Source organism: Paenibacillus sp. FSL H8-0259, from assembly GCF_037963255.1.
Taxonomy (GTDB): domain Bacteria; phylum Bacillota; class Bacilli; order Paenibacillales; family Paenibacillaceae; genus Paenibacillus_AQ; species Paenibacillus_AQ phytohabitans.
Genome location: NZ_CP150147.1, coordinates 6534725 through 6555340 on the forward strand (window position 1 = coordinate 6534725; position 20616 = coordinate 6555340).

At 50.8% G+C, this 20616-nt stretch carries 12 protein-coding genes, 7 tRNA genes and 3 rRNA genes; 1 reads left to right on the plus strand and 21 read right to left on the minus strand.

All coding sequences use genetic code 11. The annotated features are described in order from the left end of the window. Window positions 1-64 precede the first annotated feature (64 nt). Window positions 65-973 carry an AraC family transcriptional regulator gene (locus NSU01_RS27965; protein WP_076245228.1) on the minus strand — a complete coding sequence of 303 codons (909 nt, stop codon included), beginning with the start codon at window positions 971-973 and terminating at the stop codon, window positions 65-67. A 132-nt stretch (window positions 974-1105) separates the two neighbouring features. Between NSU01_RS27965 and NSU01_RS27970 the strand changes: the two genes are divergently transcribed. Beyond that, complete coding sequence (locus NSU01_RS27970; protein WP_076245231.1) at window positions 1106-3094, plus strand: alpha-amylase family protein; 1989 nt, start codon at window positions 1106-1108, stop codon at window positions 3092-3094. Window positions 3095-3636: 542 nt separating this feature from the next. Here NSU01_RS27970 and NSU01_RS27975 read toward each other — a convergent pair. The 20 genes from NSU01_RS27975 to NSU01_RS28070 all read right to left on the minus strand — a co-directional run bounded on the left by NSU01_RS27975 (window position 3637) and on the right by NSU01_RS28070 (window position 20471). Further along, window positions 3637-3715 (minus strand) — tRNA-Leu (locus tag NSU01_RS27975). A gap of 167 nt (window positions 3716-3882) precedes the next feature. Then, window positions 3883-3959: transfer RNA gene (locus tag NSU01_RS27980), tRNA-Arg, on the minus strand. Window positions 3960-3965: 6 nt separating this feature from the next. Beyond that, window positions 3966-4040 (minus strand) — tRNA-Gly (locus NSU01_RS27985). 36 nt (window positions 4041-4076) lie between these two features. Next, a tRNA-Asp gene (locus tag NSU01_RS27990) sits at window positions 4077-4154 on the minus strand. 4 nt (window positions 4155-4158) lie between these two features. After that, window positions 4159-4235, minus strand: a tRNA-Met gene (locus NSU01_RS27995). 40 nt (window positions 4236-4275) lie between these two features. Then, window positions 4276-4351, minus strand: a tRNA-Val gene (locus NSU01_RS28000). A gap of 201 nt (window positions 4352-4552) precedes the next feature. Next, window positions 4553-4627 (minus strand) — tRNA-Glu (locus NSU01_RS28005). A gap of 143 nt (window positions 4628-4770) precedes the next feature. Continuing rightward, window positions 4771-5289, minus strand: coding sequence for an AAA family ATPase (locus NSU01_RS28010; RefSeq protein WP_076245234.1), 519 nt, complete (start codon window positions 5287-5289; stop codon window positions 4771-4773). Between the two features lie 433 nt (window positions 5290-5722). Next, a 5S ribosomal RNA gene (gene rrf / locus NSU01_RS28015) occupies window positions 5723-5839 on the minus strand. Window positions 5840-5963: 124 nt separating this feature from the next. Further along, window positions 5964-8892, minus strand: a 23S ribosomal RNA gene (locus NSU01_RS28020). 299 nt (window positions 8893-9191) lie between these two features. Further along, window positions 9192-10749: ribosomal RNA gene (locus tag NSU01_RS28025) — 16S ribosomal RNA — on the minus strand. Together the 16S, 23S and 5S rRNA genes form the textbook arrangement of a ribosomal RNA operon. A 497-nt stretch (window positions 10750-11246) precedes the next feature. Beyond that, window positions 11247-12764 (minus strand): LysM domain-containing protein, encoded by a 1518-nt coding sequence (locus tag NSU01_RS28030; RefSeq protein ID WP_076247790.1) that lies wholly within the window; start codon window positions 12762-12764, stop codon window positions 11247-11249. 225 nt (window positions 12765-12989) lie between these two features. Then, window positions 12990-13871 carry a branched-chain-amino-acid transaminase gene (ilvE, locus tag NSU01_RS28035; RefSeq protein ID WP_042139573.1) on the minus strand — a complete coding sequence of 294 codons (882 nt, stop codon included), beginning with the start codon at window positions 13869-13871 and terminating at the stop codon, window positions 12990-12992. A gap of 4 nt (window positions 13872-13875) precedes the next feature. Beyond that, entirely contained in the window at window positions 13876-14763 is an 888-nt protein-coding gene (gene pheA, locus NSU01_RS28040; protein WP_042139574.1) for a prephenate dehydratase, read from the minus strand. Then, window positions 14760-15740, minus strand: a complete 981-nt coding sequence (gene thrB, locus NSU01_RS28045) for a homoserine kinase (protein ID WP_076247793.1) — start codon at window positions 15738-15740, stop codon at window positions 14760-14762. The genes pheA and thrB overlap by 4 nt, the downstream gene beginning before the upstream one ends. 60 nt (window positions 15741-15800) lie before the next feature. Then, window positions 15801-17087, minus strand: coding sequence for a homoserine dehydrogenase (locus NSU01_RS28050; RefSeq protein WP_039300481.1), 1287 nt, complete (start codon window positions 17085-17087; stop codon window positions 15801-15803). A gap of 97 nt (window positions 17088-17184) precedes the next feature. Next, window positions 17185-17622 carry an ACT domain-containing protein gene (locus NSU01_RS28055; RefSeq protein WP_039300484.1) on the minus strand — a complete coding sequence of 146 codons (438 nt, stop codon included), beginning with the start codon at window positions 17620-17622 and terminating at the stop codon, window positions 17185-17187. Window positions 17623-17775: 153 nt separating this feature from the next. Then, window positions 17776-18531, minus strand: a complete 756-nt coding sequence (locus NSU01_RS28060; RefSeq protein ID WP_042139576.1) for a hypothetical protein — start codon at window positions 18529-18531, stop codon at window positions 17776-17778. A gap of 15 nt (window positions 18532-18546) precedes the next feature. Beyond that, on the minus strand, window positions 18547-19293 hold the full coding sequence (locus NSU01_RS28065; protein ID WP_144026194.1) for a hypothetical protein: 747 nt from the start codon (window positions 19291-19293) through the stop codon (window positions 18547-18549). A 5-nt stretch (window positions 19294-19298) separates the two neighbouring features. After that, on the minus strand, window positions 19299-20471 hold the full coding sequence (locus NSU01_RS28070) for an SPFH domain-containing protein (protein WP_042139578.1): 1173 nt from the start codon (window positions 20469-20471) through the stop codon (window positions 19299-19301). Window positions 20472-20616 lie beyond the last annotated feature (145 nt).

Sequence of the window (20616 nt, forward strand, 5' to 3'; positions counted from 1 at the left end):
GATCCCGACTTTCTTTAGCATGATATCGACATGACTGAGCTCTTGGCAGCACCCGCAGCGGCCCTTAGATTTCCTCCGTGCCGGTAGAGGCAGCTGTATCTTCCCTCTGACGCAGCCGCCGGCGGTACGCTCCGGGAGTCAGTCCAAACCTCGAACTGAACAGGCGCGTCAGATAGTTAGGATCTTGAATGCCTACCCGTTCGGCAATTTCCGAAATACCCAGCACCGTACCGCCCAGCAGCTTTTTGGCTTCTTCCAGACGCAGATGGAGTACATATTGCAGTGGCGTAGTGCCGATATGCTGTTTCATGCACCTCGTAATATAATCCGCCTGGAAATGAAGCTCCTCTTCAAGTCCTGCAAGATTAAACGGCTGTCTCCAGTGGACGTCCAGATAGCTGGCTGCTGCCCGGGCCAGCCGTGCTGCCGGCTCCGGCTGTGCAGTCCGAATACATTCCGCCTGAAGCGCCTCCAGCAGCCCGGCCAGCAGCAGGTGGAGACGCAGCGCATTTTCTGCACTCAGCCGGCTGTGGATCTCGTTCATCTCATGCAGAATCGGCTCCAGCGTCTCTACGTCGACTGTGGCATATTTCGGCATGTACAGGCGCTGTTGTGCAGAGGGCTCCTCATCCTCCACCGTTCCTTTGGCCAATAGAGATGACCAGGGAATATCCTCCCGCCGGATATACGCCGGCTTAGATTCATGGATGAAGTGCACCCAATAAATTTCTGTATCCTCCTCACATGCCCGGTAACCTTCATGCGGCAGTCCCGCCTCAAGCACCAGCAACTTTCCCGGACCCACCGCATACTCCTTGTCCTCTTCTCTCATATAGAGCGTTCCGCGCTTCACCAGCAGCAGATCATACACACCGAAGGTGCGGGCGAAATGCCGGTCCCCCGGCGGCCAGACGGCATGTCCCACCGTGACGAATTGCGGCAGCGGCGGAATCGCTAATTCCAGACACAGCACTGGCTATCTCTCCTGTCCAAGTCGATTTTGTGCTATTCAAAGTCTATAATATCACTGGCTGCCCCGCCATAAAAGAGGTACATTGACTGGGAATCCGCTTTTCATCCAAATCGTATAAGGGGCTGTGTATCCATGCGTTTTCGACAGGTTCACCTGGACTTCCATACTTCTGAATTCATTCCCGGCATCGGCAAAGATTTCACCAAATCCCAGTTTCAATCCATGCTGCGTGCCGGTCATATTGACTCTGTTACGGTATTCTCCAAATGTCATCACGGCTGGGCCTATCATCCCAGTGAAGCCAATGAAATTCATCCGCATCTCTCCTTTGACCTTCTGGGGGAGATGATCGGTGCAGCTCACGAAATCGGAGTCAAGACACCGGTATATCTGTCCGCTGGCCTTGATGAGAAGCTGGCCCGCCGCCATCCCGAGTGGCTGATCCGTGATGCAGAGGACCGCACACGCTGGGTGAAGGACTTCATGACGCCGGGTTATCATGAGTTTTGCATGAATACACCTTATCTGGACGTTTTGCTGGCGCAAATCCATGAAGTAGTTTCCCGTTATGATGCTGACGGTATCTTCCTCGATATCGTCGGTGGCCGTAAATGCCGCTGCCAGTACTGCGTCTCGGCACTGCAGGCAGCCGGCCAGGATCCCCGCGATGAAGCAGCCGTCACTACCCTCGGTGAACAGACTTATCTGAATTATGCACGCCGTGTCCGGGAGACGATTGACGCGGTAAAGCCAGGCCTTCCGGTGTATCATAACAACGGTCATCAGCAGCGGGGCCGCCGTGATCTTGTCCAGGTTAACAGCCACCTCGAGCTGGAGTCACTTCCGACCGGAGGCTGGGGCTATGATCACTTCCCGCTGTCAGCACGGTACGCCCAGACCCTGGGCATGGAATTTCTCGGCATGACCGGCAAATTCCATACCTCCTGGGGCGAATTCGGCGGCTACAAGCATCCGAACGCGCTGCGGTATGAGGCCGCGCTCAGCCTTGCCCACGGTGCAAAATGCTCCATCGGTGATCAGCTTCACCCTTCGGGCTTCATGGATGAAGCGACCTATGCCCTAATCGGCGCTGCCTATGCCGAGGTAGAGGCGAAGGAGCAATGGTGCAACGGAGTGGAATCCGTTGCGGACATCGCTGTCCTGTCCCTGGAGGCGGCCCGTGAAGCCTGCCCAGACGGACAAGCGCTGAAGGGACAGCGGAATCTGGCTGATGCAGGAGCAGTACGTATACTGAGTGAAGGACACTACCTGTATGATATCGTAGATACGTTCAGTGATTTTGCCGCTTACAAAGTCCTGATCCTGCCGGATGAAGTGCCGGTATGGCGGGAACTGGCTTCCGCTATTGAAGCCTTTACCGCTGAAGGCGGCAAAGTGTTGGCCACCGGCCGTTCAGGACTCAATACGGCAGGTGATGCTTTTGCGCTGAATCTGGGAATCAGCTGGCTGGGAGCCAATACCTACCGGCCTTCTTACTTTAAGCCGTATTTCACTCCCGGCGCCCTCCTGCCTGCTTCCTATGTAATGTATGGTGAAGGTCAGCTGGTAGAATTGCGGGAAGGACAATCGCTGGGTCACCTGGAGAATCCGTATTTCAACCGCGATGTCTTTACTTTCTGTTCGCATCAGCATACACCCGGTACCAGAGAAGATAATGGACCGGCCATGGTTGAGAGCAGCAGCGGAATCTACATCGCCTGGGAGGTGTTCAGCGACTATGCGGAAGGCGGCCACCTTATCCTCAAAGAAATGGTGCTCCATGCACTGTCCCGGCTGCTGCCGCGTCCCTCCCTGCGCACCGGTCTGCCGGCCCGGGGAATAACGACCCTGCAGTACCAGCCGGCGGAGAAGCGCTATGTAAACCATCTGCTCTATGCCGCCCCTGCACTGAAGGGCCGGATCGAAGTCATCGAGGACATCGTGCCGCTGCGTGACATTTCTGTCAGCCTGAAACTTCCGTCTCCTGCCCAAATCCAGCGGGTCTATCTGGCTCCTTCGATGACTGAACTGCCGTTTACGGTAAGTCCGGAGGGTGAAATCTCGTACACAATTCCTTACATGGAGAATCACCAGATGGCAGTGATAGAGCTTGCCCCTTAAAAACAAAATTCACCCTACTGGTGAATCCAGATCATACTTATTGATTGCATTTCACCTCAGTTGAAGTTTACCGGGCGGGCTCTATATGAACTATCCGCTCAGCAGGCGGACTGAGATTCCGTTATTTGAGCAGATCTGGCGAAATCGCGGAGTATCCGGAATGAGATTCCCCTAATTGTCCTGAACTGCCACATTTTAAGTCCAAATGAACAACATAGCGGATTCTCAGTCCTCTTTCACCTTAGGAGGCATGTTTTCGGCAAAATAACGACTTCTCAGTCCGCTTCAGCAAGGATCTCCTGTTTGTTGCATAGTAGTCACAGTCACCGGGCTCTTATTAATTACTGCGGGTAATCATAACAATGAAGAAAACCGGCGGCGGATGCCGGAAGAGTCAGAGGAATTATACCGCTTGGAATGACAGGCTTATTGGGAGCTAAGTTAAAGGTAATCGACAATAGCTTAACCTGTATAATTACCTTAAAGAAAAAACAGGCTTACAAATTTGCCCGAAAGCAAATCTGTAAGCCTGTTTATGATGATACCGGCGAGAGGACTCGAACCTCCACGGTTTCCCTCTCGATTTTGAGTCGAGCGCGTCTGCCATTCCGCCACGCCGGCAAATTATAAGAATAAATCCATTACGGACCATTTAATTTGAAATAATGGGGCGCCCTGAGAAATGCGGATGCTACGCATCCGATTGCGACGTAATTCTATCGAAGCTTAAGCTACAACGAACTCATTCTAATCTTAAGGACACTTTGAGTATTCAATAAAGTTATAAATGGCGCGCCCTGAGAGATTCGAACTCCCGACCTTTTGATTCGTAGTCAAACGCTCTATCCAGCTGAGCTAAGGGCGCAAAATATGGAGCGGACGACGGGAATCGAACCCGCGACCCTCGCCTTGGCAAGGCGATGCTCTACCGCTGAGCCACGTCCGCACACGGTATGTATTCAATATGTTACTTAAGTAAAAATGGCGGAACCGACGGGATTCGAACCCGCGATCTCCTGCGTGACAGGCAGGCATGTTAGGCCAACTACACCACGGTTCCAAATTGGTTGCGGGGGCAGGATTTGAACCTGCGGCCTTCGGGTTATGAGCCCGACGAGCTACCGGGCTGCTCCACCCCGCGTCAGTAATAAATGTATCCACTTCAATCTTGCAAGTCTCCATGGTGGAGGCTGAGGGGTTCGAACCCCCGACCCTCTGCTTGTAAGGCAGATGCTCTCCCAGCTGAGCTAAGCCTCCATCGAAGAAGCAACTTAATGATCATAACACATTCTCATGAGATATACAATCATTATTTATTTCAACCTTAGAGATTGAAGAAGATTATGGTGACTCGTATGGGATACTCTTCACTCCGTTACGAGATTGCGAAGTATTCCTTCCGAAGCCCATCCTCCAACGAACCCAGGGAGTTCTCATCCCATGATTCAAAGAAGATTATGGTGACTCGTATGGGATTCGAACCCATGTTACCTCCGTGAAAGGGAGGTGTCTTAACCCCTTGACCAACGAGCCATATCAACAAACAATCTTTCGACAACAAAAAGTATTATATCAAATATATGAGTATAGTGCAATAGAAAACACAATGATTATTAAAATCTATTATCCGTCCACTTCAACACTATTCTAAACAGGCCATTACAGATCTCCGTTTCCTATTCCATGGTCTCCAACAGAGACATAATAATTCCAGCTACCTCTGGAATGGATATCTGCTCAGTGTCCACATAACACTCAAAGACCTTGTTCTCCAGCCCTGTAAGACATCTCTCCATCTGTACAGCAGCCCAAGAGCCCCTGCCTTCACCACGGCCCTGCAATCTGCTATACAGGGTCTCAGTGGAAGCAGTCAACGTGAAATGACGAACTACTATCCCTTCGCTTCTCAGTCTGCCCACAATCTGCATAAAGTAGTCTGTATCTACTAGGGTCATAGGTACAATAATCGTTCCATTATACTCTGAATCTATGTATCTAAGCATTGAATACGTAAGCTCACGCCAGAGCGGATGGCTCTGAAAATCGTTTTTTGACATGCCTCCTGGAAGGTTATCACGGATATAAAAGCCGGCATTCTCCGGATCGAATACATAAGAATGTGGAATACTCCGGTGGAGCTCAATCGCTGTTTGCGTTTTTCCTGAACCAAAGGTTCCATTCAGCCAAATAATCACATACGCACCTCCCCGATACATACACCAATTATAATCCATATACAAATAGACTATATAAACCATACTTTAGATTACAACTAAATTAGTAACCGATTACTGCTTATGTGATACGTAATTTATTAAATTACCTACACCTGATTCGTCGCTTTCAGATTTGATATTCTTAAGTTACCACTGTACAGGCTTAAATGTTGATCGTATTTTGCAGGAAATACAAGAATTGCCCGGCTATGTCGCCTGTAGGAAGAGAAATGCTGCTTTTCATACAATATTTTTGGATTATAGCCGAGATTATGAGGAGAATGTTGTATTATGAGCAGGAATTTTAAATGCATTCCGTTTCTTCCCCTCAGGCAACGGGCTAAAATCGTGAAATTCATGTGTTATCTATACAACAAAAAACCACCGTTGAATATCAACAGTGGTCTTAAGTGCTTGGCGGCGTCCTACTCTCCCAGGACCCTTCGGTCCAAGTACCATCGGCGCTGGAGGGCTTAACGGTCGTGTTCGGGATGGGTACGCGTGGAACCCCTCCGCTATCGCCACCAAACATGATTTTTCGAAGCTTCCGCTTCTCGAAATCGCTGCAGAAAATATCAAACCATAGGTTTAACATCCTGCCAGGCTTGATCGCCTGAAAACTGAATCCGAAACGAATCTGCGTTCTTCGAAATTTGGATAAGCCCTCGACCGATTAGTATTGGTCAGCTCCATGCATTGCTGCACTTCCACCTCCAACCTATCTACCTCGTCGTCTTCAAGGGGTCTTACTAATTGGGAAATCTCATCTTGAGGGGGGCTTCACGCTTAGATGCTTTCAGCGCTTATCCCGTCCGTACGTAGCTACTCAGCCATGCTCCTGGCGGAACAACTGATGCACCAGCGGTACGTCCATCCCGGTCCTCTCGTACTAAGGACAGCTCCTCTCAAATTTCCTGCGCCCACGACAGATAGGGACCGAACTGTCTCACGACGTTCTGAACCCAGCTCGCGTACCGCTTTAATGGGCGAACAGCCCAACCCTTGGGACCTACTTCAGCCCCAGGATGCGATGAGCCGACATCGAGGTGCCAAACCTCCCCGTCGATGTGGACTCTTGGGGGAGATAAGCCTGTTATCCCCAGGGTAGCTTTTATCCGTTGAGCGATGGCCCTTCCATGCGGTACCACCGGATCACTAAGTCCGACTTTCGTCCCTGCTCGACTTGTAGGTCTCGCAGTCAAGCTCCCTTATGCCTTTGCACTCTGCGAATGATTTCCAACCATTCTGAGGGAACCTTTGAACGCCTCCGTTACTCTTTAGGAGGCGACCGCCCCAGTCAAACTGCCCGCCTGACACGGTCCCCGTACCCGATTAGGGCACTAGGTTAGAACCTAGATACGATCAGGGTGGTATCCCAACGGCGCCTCCGCAGAAGCTTGCGCTCCTGCCTCAACGGCTCCCACCTATCCTGTACAGATCGTACCCAAATTCAATATCAAGCTGCAGTAAAGCTCCATGGGGTCTTTCCGTCTTGTCGCGGGTAACCTGCATCTTCACAGGTATTAAAATTTCACCGGATCTCTCGTTGAGACAGCGCCCAAGTCGTTACGCCATTCGTGCGGGTCAGAATTTACCTGACAAGGAATTTCGCTACCTTAGGACCGTTATAGTTACGGCCGCCGTTTACTGGGGCTTCGGTTCACAGCTTCGGATTGCTCCTAACCACTCCCCTTAACCTTCCAGCACCGGGCAGGCGTCAGCCCGTATACTTCGCCTTGCGGCTTCGCACAGACCTGTGTTTTTGCTAAACAGTCGCTTGGGCCTTTTCACTGCGGCCCCCTCGGGCTATTCACCCTACCGAGGCACCTCTTCTCCCGAAGTTACGAGGTCATTTTGCCGAGTTCCTTAACGAGAGTTCTTCCGCGCGCCTTAGAATTCTCTTCTCGCCTACCTGTGTCGGTTTGCGGTACGGGCACCTTCTCCTGGCTAGAGGCTTTTCTTGGCAGTGTGAGATCATGACCTTCGCTACTACAATTTTCGCTCCCCATCACAGCCCAGCCTTAGTGATGTGCGGATTTGCCTACACATCAGCCTCACTGCTTAGACGGACATATCCATCAGTCCGCGTCACTACCCTCCTGCGTCACCCCATCGCTCATAGCGGATTACGGTGGTACAGTAATTTCAAACTGTTGTCCTTCGACTACGCCTTTCGGCCTCGCCTTAGGTCCCGACTTACCCTGAGCGGACGAGCCTTCCTCAGGAAACCTTGGGCTTTCGGCGGATCAGATTCTCACTGATCTTTTCGTTACTCATACCGGCATTCTCACTTGTATGCTGTCCAGCGCTCCTTACGGTACACCTTCAACCTACATACAACGCTCCCCTACCCCAGATGCAAAGCATCTAGCCATAGCTTCGGTGGTGTGTTTAGCCCCGTTACATTTTCGGCGCAGAGTCACTCGACCAGTGAGCTATTACGCACTCTTTCAATGGTGGCTGCTTCTAAGCCAACATCCTGGTTGTCTGTGCAACTCCACATCCTTTCCCACTTAACACACACTTGGGGACCTTAGCTGATGGTCTGGGCTGTTTCCCTTTTGACAATGGATCTTAGCACTCACTGTCTGACTCCCGGCAAGAAGTTAATGGCATTCGGAGTTTGACTGAGCTTGGTAACCCTTGCGGGCCCCGCACCCAATCAGTGCTCTACCTCCACCACTCCATTCACCGAGGCTAGCCCTAAAGCTATTTCGGGGAGAACCAGCTATCTCCGAGTTCGATTGGAATTTCTCCGCTACCCCCACCTCATCCCCGCATTTTTCAACATGCGTGGGTTCGGGCCTCCAGTGCGTGTTACCGCACCTTCACCCTGGACAGGGGTAGATCACACGGTTTCGGGTCTACGTCCACATACTTAGTCGCCCTATTCAGACTCGCTTTCGCTGCGGCTCCGGCTTCTCACCTTAACCTTGCATGTTAAACGTAACTCGCCGGTTCATTCTACAAAAGGCACGCCATCACCCCTAGATCGGGCTCTGACTTTTTGTAAGCACACGGTTTCAGGTTCTATTTCACTCCCCTTCCGGGGTGCTTTTCACCTTTCCCTCACGGTACTGTTTCACTATCGGTCGCCAGGTAGTATTTAGCCTTAGCAGATGGTCCTGCTGGATTCATACGGGGTTTCACGTGCCCCGCACTACTCGGGATCCGTCTCGGAGAGAACACAGTTTAGGCTACAGGGCTTTTACCTCTATCGCGGGCCTTTCCAGACCTCTTCGCCTACCATATTCCTTTGTAACTCCATGTGAGACGTCCCACAACCCCAAGAGGCAAGCCCCTTGGTTTAGGCTGTTCCGCGTTCGCTCGCCGCTACTGACGGAATCACTATTGTTTTCTCTTCCTCAGGGTACTTAGATGTTTCAGTTCCCCTGGTCTGCCTCTGCGTATCCTATGTATTCAGATACGAGTAACTGCGAATTACCACAGCTGGGTTTCCCCATTCGGACACCCCCGGATCAAAGCTTGCTTACAGCTCCCCGAGGCAGTTTCGTTGTTCGCCACGTCCTTCGTCGGCTCCTGGCGCCTAGGCATCCTCCGTGTGCTCTTATTAGCTTAACCAATGCGTTTTCCGTTAGGAAAATCGCTGTAGCAACTAATAACTATTTCAACTTGCTTACACAAGTTTCAGCTAAAAGATGTTCTAAAACGCAAATTCGTTTCGGTATCCAGTTTTCAAGGATCAAGGTGCTGAAATTTCGGGACAATCACGATTGTGATGTTCGAAAATTCAGACAGTGTAAAGATGAGAGCTTAAACTCTCAAAACTGACCAACGAGTGAGTAACAGGCCTAAACCTGAGTTTTGGAAGTAATACTTCCGATTTGAATGTCACCGTTGCAGGTGACGATTCTCCATAGAAAGGAGGTGATCCAGCCGCACCTTCCGATACGGCTACCTTGTTACGACTTCACCCCAATCATCTACCCCACCTTCGGCGGCTGGCTCCCTTGCGGGTTACCCCACCGACTTCGGGTGTTGTAAACTCTCGTGGTGTGACGGGCGGTGTGTACAAGACCCGGGAACGTATTCACCGCGGCATGCTGATCCGCGATTACTAGCAATTCCGACTTCATGCAGGCGAGTTGCAGCCTGCAATCCGAACTGAGACCGGCTTTGCTGGGATTGGCTCCACCTCGCGGTTTCGCTTCCCGTTGTACCGGCCATTGTAGTACGTGTGTAGCCCAGGTCATAAGGGGCATGATGATTTGACGTCATCCCCACCTTCCTCCGGTTTGTCACCGGCAGTCACTCTAGAGTGCCCAGCTTCACCTGCTGGCAACTAAAGTCAAGGGTTGCGCTCGTTGCGGGACTTAACCCAACATCTCACGACACGAGCTGACGACAACCATGCACCACCTGTCTCCAATGCTCCGAAGAGGGGCACTATCTCTAATGCTTTCATCGGGATGTCAAGACCTGGTAAGGTTCTTCGCGTTGCTTCGAATTAAACCACATACTCCACTGCTTGTGCGGGTCCCCGTCAATTCCTTTGAGTTTCAGTCTTGCGACCGTACTCCCCAGGCGGAGTGCTTACTGTGTTAACTTCGGCACCAAGGGTATCGAAACCCCTAACACCTAGCACTCATCGTTTACGGCGTGGACTACCAGGGTATCTAATCCTGTTTGCTCCCCACGCTTTCGCGCCTCAGCGTCAGTTACAGCCCAGAAAGTCGCCTTCGCCACTGGTGTTCCTCCACATATCTACGCATTTCACCGCTACACGTGGAATTCCACTTTCCTCTTCTGTACTCAAGTCACCCAGTTTCCAGTGCGACCCCAGGTTGAGCCCAAGGTTTAAACACCAGACTTAAATGACCGCCTGCGCGCGCTTTACGCCCAATAATTCCGGACAACGCTTGCCCCCTACGTATTACCGCGGCTGCTGGCACGTAGTTAGCCGGGGCTTTCTTCTCAGGTACCGTCACTCCGGTAGCAGTTACTCTACCGGACGTTCTTCCCTGGCAACAGAGCTTTACGATCCGAAAACCTTCATCACTCACGCGGCATTGCTCCGTCAGGCTTTCGCCCATTGCGGAAGATTCCCTACTGCTGCCTCCCGTAGGAGTCTGGGCCGTGTCTCAGTCCCAGTGTGGCCGTTCACCCTCTCAGGTCGGCTACGCATCGTCGCCTTGGTGAGCCGTTACCCCACCAACTAGCTAATGCGCCGCAGGCCCATCCCCAAGTGGCAGATTGCTCCGCCTTTCATTCTCTCTTCAGGAGAGGAAAGAAATTATCCGGTATTAGCTACCGTTTCCGGTAGTTATCCCAGTCTTGAGGGCAGGTTGCCTACGTGTTACTCACCCGTCCGCCGCTAAGCATGAATGGAAGCAAGCTTCCATTCAAACTCCGCTCGACTTGCATGTATTAGGCATGCCGCCAGCGTTCGTCCTGAGCCAGGATCAAACTCTCCAAATTGTATTTAGAAAGAGCGATTGCTCATTTTGAAACATCTGACGAGAATTTTCATTCTCACGATGAGATTTCCAAAGCGTACAAGACGCTGTGAAACTCATCATTTTCGGAAGTCACTTTCGTGATTTCCGGTACTCACTCGTTGTTCAGTTTTCAAAGATCAAGCTCGTTGTTAGCGACGATTACCGCGTCACCAGCAACTTTTATAATATATCATGTTTCTCATCTGAATGCAATACTTATTTTTCAGAAGCTGTTTGCATACTCGTCAGATTAACATGTCCAATCTTGTGAAAAGGCTTCCGCCTCGCGATTGGATTTATAATATACCATGCATTTATTACTAAAAACAACCCTCAATATTTACCATTTCAAAAATGGTTCTATAGAACTCCATAGTTATACTATACAAGTCTCTGTACCTGCAAAACTCCAAAAAGTGCAGCAAGCCCGCATTTTATGCGTGACCTGCATGCACTCCATAAACTAAAGTTTCAGACTTAGTTAGAAATCCATGGATTCTTATTCTTTTTGGCTGTACTTGAACGTCCGTTTGAGCTTGAACTTGTTTTGGAAGAAGTCTTAGCTTTGGCTGTGGTTGTCTGGCTGGAAGTTTTCACTTTTCCCGCTGCCGGTTTGGAAGCTCCACCTTTGGAGTTCTTAACAGTCTGTGCTTCGGTGCGTCCTGCTTCAGGAGTCTCTGCTGCTTCCTGCACTGCAGGCTCAGGGACCTGGATTTCAGGTACACGGTTATGGGCAAAGTTCTCCATACCAGGGTAGGATGGATAAGGCGGGATATTCGATACCATTGGCTGATCGTACACCGGTGACAGCGCACTAGGCATTGAATTCATTTCTGCTGAATAAGGGGATACCATTCCCTGCTGCGGCATACCATACACCGGATACGTATTGTACATAGGCTGCATTGCTTGCTCATACGGATAAGGCTGAATAGACATTCCGCCGCATCCGCAGGAAGGCCAAGGGAGATTGACCGGCTGGCCGCTATACTGCGGAGATACAAAAGATGCGTTATCGTTCACAGGGCTCACTGCGGACATTGCCGCATTGTTATAGTCTGGCGCAGCGTTCGGGTACCAGGCTCCGGGATAATCTCCTTCAGGATAAGCATAGTACGGCGGGCAATCCGGCATGAAAGCTGCAGGCTGAATGTAGTTAGGTGCAGCGTTTATATCCATCATCCCCATTGGCTCATACACAGGATACACCGGCGGATAATTCATGAAATACGGGTTTTCATTCAGACCTGGATAACCTTCGGTCTTGTCGCATGGAGAGACTTTACCATCGTTCCATGCCGCTGGCTGAACCTCAGTTTTATGTGCTTCTTTGGGCATCTCATATGTGATGGCTTCTTGTGCCGGAACTGAGATTTGTACATATAAGCTTTGTTTCTCATGGACGATTTCCTGGATCGGCATCACTTCGGGTGCCTTATTGGGCGCAGGGTTAGGCGCTGGCACAGGAGCAGCAATGGGAACCGGGACAGCTTCTGCGGCAGGGGACACGACAGGAGCCGGCTTTTCTATGGGCCCGGTATAGGTTTTTCCGCCAATAGCTGTTTTGTCTACGACTGCAGGTGCTGTGGATTGTGCCTGAATGGGAGTAGTATTAGCTTTTGCCGGAGAGACAGACTGAGCCTGAATAGGAGAAGCAGTATTAGCTTTCTTAGGGATATTCACTACTTCCCCTGTCATCAGAACATTGGGATTCTTAAGCTGCGGATTGGCATCAATCATGTCCTTCAGCGTAATGCCCCATGCTTTGGAGAGCTTCCACAAGGTATCGCCTTGCTTGACGGTATGCTTGTAATAGACCTCACTGTTATCTGGTACAGGTATCGGGGCTGCCGGTATTTTGACCTTATCTCCGACAGCGAGTACATCTGGATTCGTGATTTGCGGATTGGCCTCAATTATTTTTTGCAGCGGCACTCCATACTTCTGCGATAACGCAAACAGCGAATCGCCTTGCTTAACAATGTGTATTTTCACGCAGCATTTACCTCCTAATAAGTATCTGTTGATCGACGTTGCCCCCCGGTTCAGGGATTACTGCACTTCAGCATGGTATATGCGGTACAGCCGCCTCCTTCGTTACTACATCTTATGCAGCCCATGGGCGAATGACATCCCTAATACAAAAAAAATCCTCCCATGGCTCCATGGGAGGATTGCTTCTATATTCATTCATTGGTTTGCGGAATAACTATTAAGGAACTATCCCCACACCTTATAACCGTCTTTATCCACAACATTGCGGAATTCTTCAAGCAGCTGCAGGGTAATCGGGCCAGCGTGACCGGAACCGATAATCCGGCCATCAATTTCACGGGCCGCAATAACTTCGGCTGCGGTACCGGTGAAGAACACTTCATCAGCAATATATACATCATGCATGGTGAACGGTTCTTCCTTCAGCGGCAAGCCCAGTTTCTCACATAGCTCGATAATCGCCAGACGGGTAATTCCTTCAAGCGCGCCCAAATAGCAGGGAGGCGTGTAGACTACTCCTCTTTTGATAATGAAGATGTTGTCGCCCGATCCCTCGGTTACATATCCTTGCGCATTCATCATGATCGCTTCATCGGCTTCCGCCAGATTAGACTGGATCTTCACCAGAATGTTGTTGAGATAGTTCAGCGATTTGATCTTCGGATTCAGCGCATCCGGGATATTACGGCGCTGGGATACCGACACGGCACGGAGTCCGTTCAGATAAGCCTGTTCCGGGTAGATCGCCAGCTGCTCTACAATAATAATGACACTCGCTTTGGGACAGCGGCGCGGATCAAGCCCCAGGTTACCGGGACCGCGCGAAACAATCAGACGGATATACCCGTTGCGCATTTCATTAAGGCGGATAGTCTCAGCCATAGCCTCCAGCATCTCATCATACGTCAGCGGAATCTCCAGCATAATCGATTTGGCCGAATCATACAGCCTGTCCAGATGCTCTTTGCATTTGAAAATGTTGCCGTTATAAATACGGATTCCTTCGAAAATACCGTCTCCATATAAAAAGCCGTGATCAAATACAGATACCTTAGCATTGTCCTTCGTTACATGTTGTCCATCCAGATAGATCCATTGTTCAGCCATGAACTTACTGCACCTCCGCTTTCTCTTCCTCATAGGTGTATGTGGGATAGGACCCCAGAATCCGTACCTGGCAACCCAAGGCCTTGATCTCTTCGATCGCCCCCGGGAGAAGCACCGACTCTATCGGTTCCAGCACATCAATATAGAAATAATAAGTACCCAGTTTCTTCTTGGTCGGACGTGATTCAATCCGCGACAGATTCAGCTTCCGCCAGGAAAATGCAGCCAGCACCTGATGCAGCGCACCCGGAAAATCCTCAGGCAGCGTCACAAGAATACTCGTCTTGTCCCCGCTGCTCTCTAGCGGGAGCTCCAGCTTCTCCTGGCCAACAAGTACAAAACGCGTGTAATTGTTGTTATGGTCTGTAACCTGCCGCTCCACGATCTCCAGCCCGTGCGTAGCTGCCCCCAGTGACGTACCGATGGCGGCCCAGCCCTTGCCGGGATTATTCTTTACAATCTCAACGGCTTCGGAAGTGCTGCCCACAGATTCCAGCTCCGCCCAAGGTGCGGCTTTGCGGATGAACTGCAGACATTGTGCCATAGCAACCGGATGGGACAGGATTTTGACAATCTTCGTATAATCCTTATGTCCGCTCCCATCCGTGAATTCCTGCGGATTACCAATTAGATTCTGCACCGACGGAAAAATCCACTCCGCCTGCATCGGCAGATTCACCTCGTTAATGAGCCAGTCAATATGCAGGCTGACCGAGCCTTCAATCGTATTCTCAATCGGAATCACACTGTAATCCGTAACTCCGTTCGCCGTAGACAGAAAGACATCGGATATCAGCTTATGATGCTCAATATTTACCGGGTTACCCCCAAATAAATGCAGCAGCGCTTCATGCGACACCGAGCCCTGAGGCAATACCGCTATTGATTTCATGACTGTAATTCTCCTTTTATCATATCCAAAAATGATCCGTTTTGCATCCCGTTTCTTTCAAGCACCTCCGTAGTAACACCTGAAGTACATGGCGACAGCCATACAGTCCGGGAAGGAATCCCGTTCTCCTGCATCGTTTCTGTCAGGAAATGCTCCAGTTCCTGCTTCTTGTCGCTGCTACGGTCCACCATACATAACAATGTAGGGCCTGCGCCGCTTAGCGCAATCCCCAGAGCACCACGTCCCGGCGCCTCGGCAAGCAGCTTCTCCATACCCGGCACCATAGGAGCACGGTACGGCTGATGCAGGCGGTCCTGCATCGCTCTGCCAATCATATCGAGCCGGCCGGCGGATAGTGCTGCAGTTAGCAGTGAGGTACGGCTGATATTATGGACAGCATCGCCCATTGTAACTTCGGCAGGCAGCAGCCCTCTTGCTTTGACTGTCTCCAGCTCAAATTCAGGAATAACCACAAGCACTTCCAGCGCCTGTGGAGGCTCTATCCGGATATAATCGGCATGCTGCCCATCCCATGCTGCTGTGATAATCCCCCCGAAGATGGAGGCTCCAACATTATCAGGATGCTTCTCAAGCGCTGTGGCCATATCAAACAGCTTCGCAGACCCAAGCGGTGAACCAATCATAGCATTAGCTGCGGCCAATGCGCCAACAATCGCGGAAGCACTGCTGCCGAGACCCCGGGTAAGCGGAATTTCTGAATACATCGAGATGGATAGTTCGGGGACCGAAACCCCGGCTTCTGCAAATACCATCTGGGCTACCTTGTACAGCAGATTGCTTTTGTCACGGGCGATACCCTTCATCTCATCACCATACAGGTGAAATACCGTTTCTGCCGCCTCTTCCATCTCAATCCAGGCATACAGTGACAGTGCCATGCCCAGTGTATCGAATCCCGGACCGAGATTGGCGGTGCTGGCAGGGACTTTTACTCTAGACCTTCCGTAAATACTCATGGCGTGGGAAATCTCCTTCGTTATATTTGCACGCAGCCGATGAATTTCGGAATGCGGTACTCAGCCTTCTACACGATAATGGCTTTTGATGCGGTGAATGACGTTCAATTGCTCTAAATGCCGCATTACTTTATTCATACTCGCCTTGCTGGCATTGTGCGTTACAATAATGATTTCTGCATCCGGGTTATTGGCATTAGCCTGCTGCACTACGGAATCCAGACTGACATCATATTCGGCAAACACTTGAGTAATCTTCGCCAGCACACCCGCTTTGTCATCTACGTGCAGGAGGAGGAAGTTCTTGTAGAAGATATCTTCATCGCTCTTCAGCTTCTTCTGCTTATAGGGGACAATCTGCTTAAGCCCATTCACACCCAGCTTCAGATTCTTAATTACAGCCACAAGATCTGCCACAATCGAGGTTGCGGTAGGCATTGCGCCTGCTCCGGCACCATAAAACATCGTTTCCCCTACAGCTTGCCCATACACATATACGGCATTATATACTCCGTTCACGGATGCAATCGGGTGGCTGGCACGGATCATCGTAGGCTGCACACTGATGCTGAATTCTTCATCCTGGCGTTCGGCAATGCCGAGCAGCTTCATCTCATAGCCCAGCCGCTTGGCAAAAGCAATATCCTCTTTGCTCACGCCGGAAATCCCGCTCACACTGACATCGCTGAGTTCAACGTTGGTCCGGAAGCCAAGGGTGCCCAAGATCGCCATCTTGCGGGCAGCATCCAGACCCTCCACATCGGAGGTTGGATCAGATTCAGCATACCCGAGTTCCTGTGCTTCCTTCAGCACATCCAGATAAGACGCGCCTTCCTGGCTCATTTTGCTAAGTATGTAGTTGGTTGTCCCGTTAACGATACCCATAATCTTCATAATCTTGTCGGAGGAGAATCCTTCAATCAGTGTACGGATAATCGGAATGCCTCCAGCAACGCTGGCCTCGTAGAACACATCACACTGCTTCTCCTGAGCTTTGGCCAGAATCTCCGAGCCATGCAGGGCCATCAGGTCCTTGTTGGCTGTAACGATATGTTTGCCGCGCTCCAGCGCCTCTAGAATGTACTCTTTCGTTCCCGCAATACCGCCCATGACCTCGACAATGACATCAATTTCCGGGTCCCGGATAACCTCCCACGGGTCATCGGTGATCTTGGATGGATCGACTTCAATTTCCCGCGGCTTCTCCGTATTCTTCACGGCAATACGTTCAATCAGGATCGGCGAGCCTACCTGGCTGCTCAAATCCTCCTGATTCCCTTCAACGATACGGACTACGCCCGTACCTACTGTACCCAAACCCAGCAATCCCACTTTAACCGGCTTCATTTGTATCCTCCTAAAAGTTTTGCGAGCGTCTGCTCCTTGTATTCACTTCAAGCAAAACTCACTTCGTAAGCATAGGCTTAAGTTTTGTTAAGCAATACTAGCCCTGGCCGATAATTAACGCCCGCTTCACACCCGAGATTGCCTTTAGACTATCCAGTAAATCGCCTAATTCTTCATTTAAATGAGAAATTTCAACAGAGATCACCACGTTGGCCCGCCCCTGCAGCGGGATACTCTGGTGAATCGTCAGCACGTTGGCCCCGTGGACAGCTACTGAACCCAGCACTTTAGAGAGCATACCTGATTCGTGCTCCAGATCTATCGAGATGGTTACTATACGCTCACGTTCCAGCTGATGAATTAAATGAATTCCGTCTTTGTATTTATAAAAAGCGCTGCGGCTAAGCCCAACCTGCTCCACGCCCTCGTGTACCGTTTTGGCATCTCCTGCTTCCAGCAGCTGCTTGACCTGCATGGTCTTCAGTACAGCATCGGGCAATATGTCCTCCCGGACCAAATAATAGCGTTCTTTCACGAACGTCCTCACCCCAAAGACTTTTGTATGTACATAGTGGACATTATACGGGATTGAAGACTTAAATTGCAACACTTTTTCCTCTGACAGCATGTGACCTTGAATTTTCAAAAAAGGCTATTCCACCCGTTAATCAGGAGGAACAGCCTTCACTTAACTGTAAGAGACGGTCGTACCGCAGTAGTCACAGCTCTTGGACTGAAGAGGGGAGACTGTATTCTGCGCACCACAGCCAGGGCAGCGTATGGACTTCGGCTGCTGCTGCGGTCTTGGCGGCTGATATACCGCTTGTCCGCCCGGGGAAGAAAATGGCGATGAATCCGCCTGATTAACCGGAGCATCAGGCTCAGTATCCGCTCCCTCACTGAAGAGCAGCCCGGAGTCCAGCACCCCATACTTCTTGAGGTAGATCAGATCTCTGTTCACATCGCTCTCACTTTGGCCGGTACGGTCAGCCAGATTCCCAATATAACGTACTCTTCCCGCAGTAATTAGCTGCACATATTGATTAGCCAGCTGTGAGAAGCGGAATCTGGCTTTGGCCGCCCTTTTGGCAAAAGCTGACGCGGGCAGGAGCAGAACAAGGGCAAAGAGGATTAACATTATAATTAACGTCATGACATCGATCCCGTCGTCACTATATATCGAATAAAGGATAAAGCCCATCATCTGTACAAAACCCCCTACAAAAACATGATACAGCAGGCTGTAGTTGACGGGTTTGCGGTAATTTTTGTAATGTGTTCCAAAGAAGCGGATCAAAGCAAGCACAAGGCCGATTGGCATCACAAGGTAGCCCACTCCAATAGTTACATAGTCAAATGTTGTCCGCTCATATTTGGGCAGACCGTCAGACGGCTGGCCTTCCCGGCCCGGCAGCAGTCCCTCTAGCTCATTCACGATACCCATTCCGTAATCTTCCTCCTATTTAAGTGCCGCCAGCTCCCGGTTGCGCCGCTGGAGCGTGCCGGCAATACTATCCGTCAATTCCTGTGTTTCCGCTTCCCAGCCGCCTGGCGGCTCCTTCAGTACAAGCAATAAGGCAACATGATCATGAAGCAGAGAAATCTGCTGGCTTATCATATCCTCGGTTGCGGCCAATTCCGGATTCGAAACCGGATCACTGTACTGGAACCTTTCCTCTAAGGAACCCACCAGCTCAGTCAAACGAATGGATTCCGGATGCTTCCAGCTCCCCGCAAGCTCTCTAATCTCTCGCAGTTCCTGCCGGTAACGCCGCAGATTCCTTGAGGCATCGGCATCCCTCTGTTCCTGTGACGCTGCATTCCGGCCATATAACCCTATCGCTTCCAGAACAGCCACAGCAGTAACCAACACAACTAGCTGCACTCCCGCATACCAGAGCGGGCTCAGTTCCAGAATCCAGTCAAGCAGCACAGCTAAAGCAATTACCACGAATACATATAGGGCAACAATCCAAGCCCCGCTCAGGAGTAGCGGTGAAGTCCTGCTGACATCAGGAGCGGAACGCAGCCAAAATACGCAATAACCATATACGGCAGTCTCAGCAATGCATACGGCAAGCAGAGTCACTATGAAACGCACCAGCGACTCAGAAAATCCAAGCATGAAGAAGGAGAAAACAGTGACCGCCAGAACAGCAGCATAAATGACAGTGATAAGCCCCGTGTAAGACCTCTGTTTATTCATCCGGCTCACCCATTAGCCGCCCTTGTTCCGCATTCCGCGCAGAATTTCTGTCCGGGCTGCAGTTCATGCCCGCAACCCGTGCATTTAATGATCAGGCTCTCCCCGCAGTGCGGGCAGAATTTGGCGCCGGGAATTACCGGCTTGCCGCAGCTGCGGCAAGTACTGCTAGCTGCAGCAGGCACCGGCTGCAGGCTCTGACCGCAGCCGGTACAGAACCGAGCATCTGCCGGGTTAAGCGTTCCACAGCCTGCACAGGATTTGGAATTTGTTCCCGGTGCTGCCGCCGTACCGCCGTCCAGTGACATGCCGCGTGTCATCCTGTTCATCATATCAGTCGCAGGTCCGGCAAGGCCAAAGCCCATACCGAGCCCCAGGCCGGTATTCATCATCCCGGCGCCTAAATTACCCGGATTCCCTGCGGCTTCCTCCATGGTATCGAAGCTGCGTTCCTGCTGATAGGTGAAGCCGATGATGTCCATCTCTGCTTTTTTGGCTAAAGCCTCTTTCAATCGGAGTATGGCCGGATCATTATCAGGAATGTTAATGGAATCAATAAAGAAATTATTCAGCTCGATCCCGCTATCTAGGAAGGACGACGCCAGACGGCCTTGTATATGCTTCGAAATTTCTACTACATAGGCATTGATCTCCAGAATGCTGATTTTTTTGTGCACCAGATAAGAAGAGATCAGTTCATTAATATTGGACATCAGCAGCCCGCGGAAATAACTCACCATAGTGTCCTGATCAAATAAAGGCAGCGTCCCCACCAGCTTCAGCAGGAATTTGCGGGGATCCTCAATCTTGACTCCGAATTGGCCGAAGGCGCGGACAGAGATCATGATTTGGTATTTGGGATCCTGCAGCTGCAGCGGCGAACTTGTCCCCCACTTGACGTTCATAGAGTTCATCTTGTTCACGAACCATATTTCCGCTGTAAACGGTGATTTGCCGCCGAACGGCAGATTCACTACATTCGACAGAATCGGGATGTTCGCCGTGCTGAGCGTGTGACGTCCCGCTGTGAAGGAATCGAGTGCCTCACCGCCTTTGAACAGAATCGCCTCCTGGGATTCATTCACAATCAGCTGTGTCCATGTGCCCAGCTCCTGATTAGGATATTTCCAGGCGAAGACGCCTGCAGGCCCGTCATATTTGACTACTTCAATAATTGCCATCTGCCTATTCCCTCTTTCATGACAGGTTTGTATTTATATTATCGGTTGGTTCAGCTGGAAATTAGTGCTTATTGCCCTTAATTATATACGGGGATTTCCTTATTTGGATTCGGTTGCAGATAAATCCGTCCGCCCATGACCTATT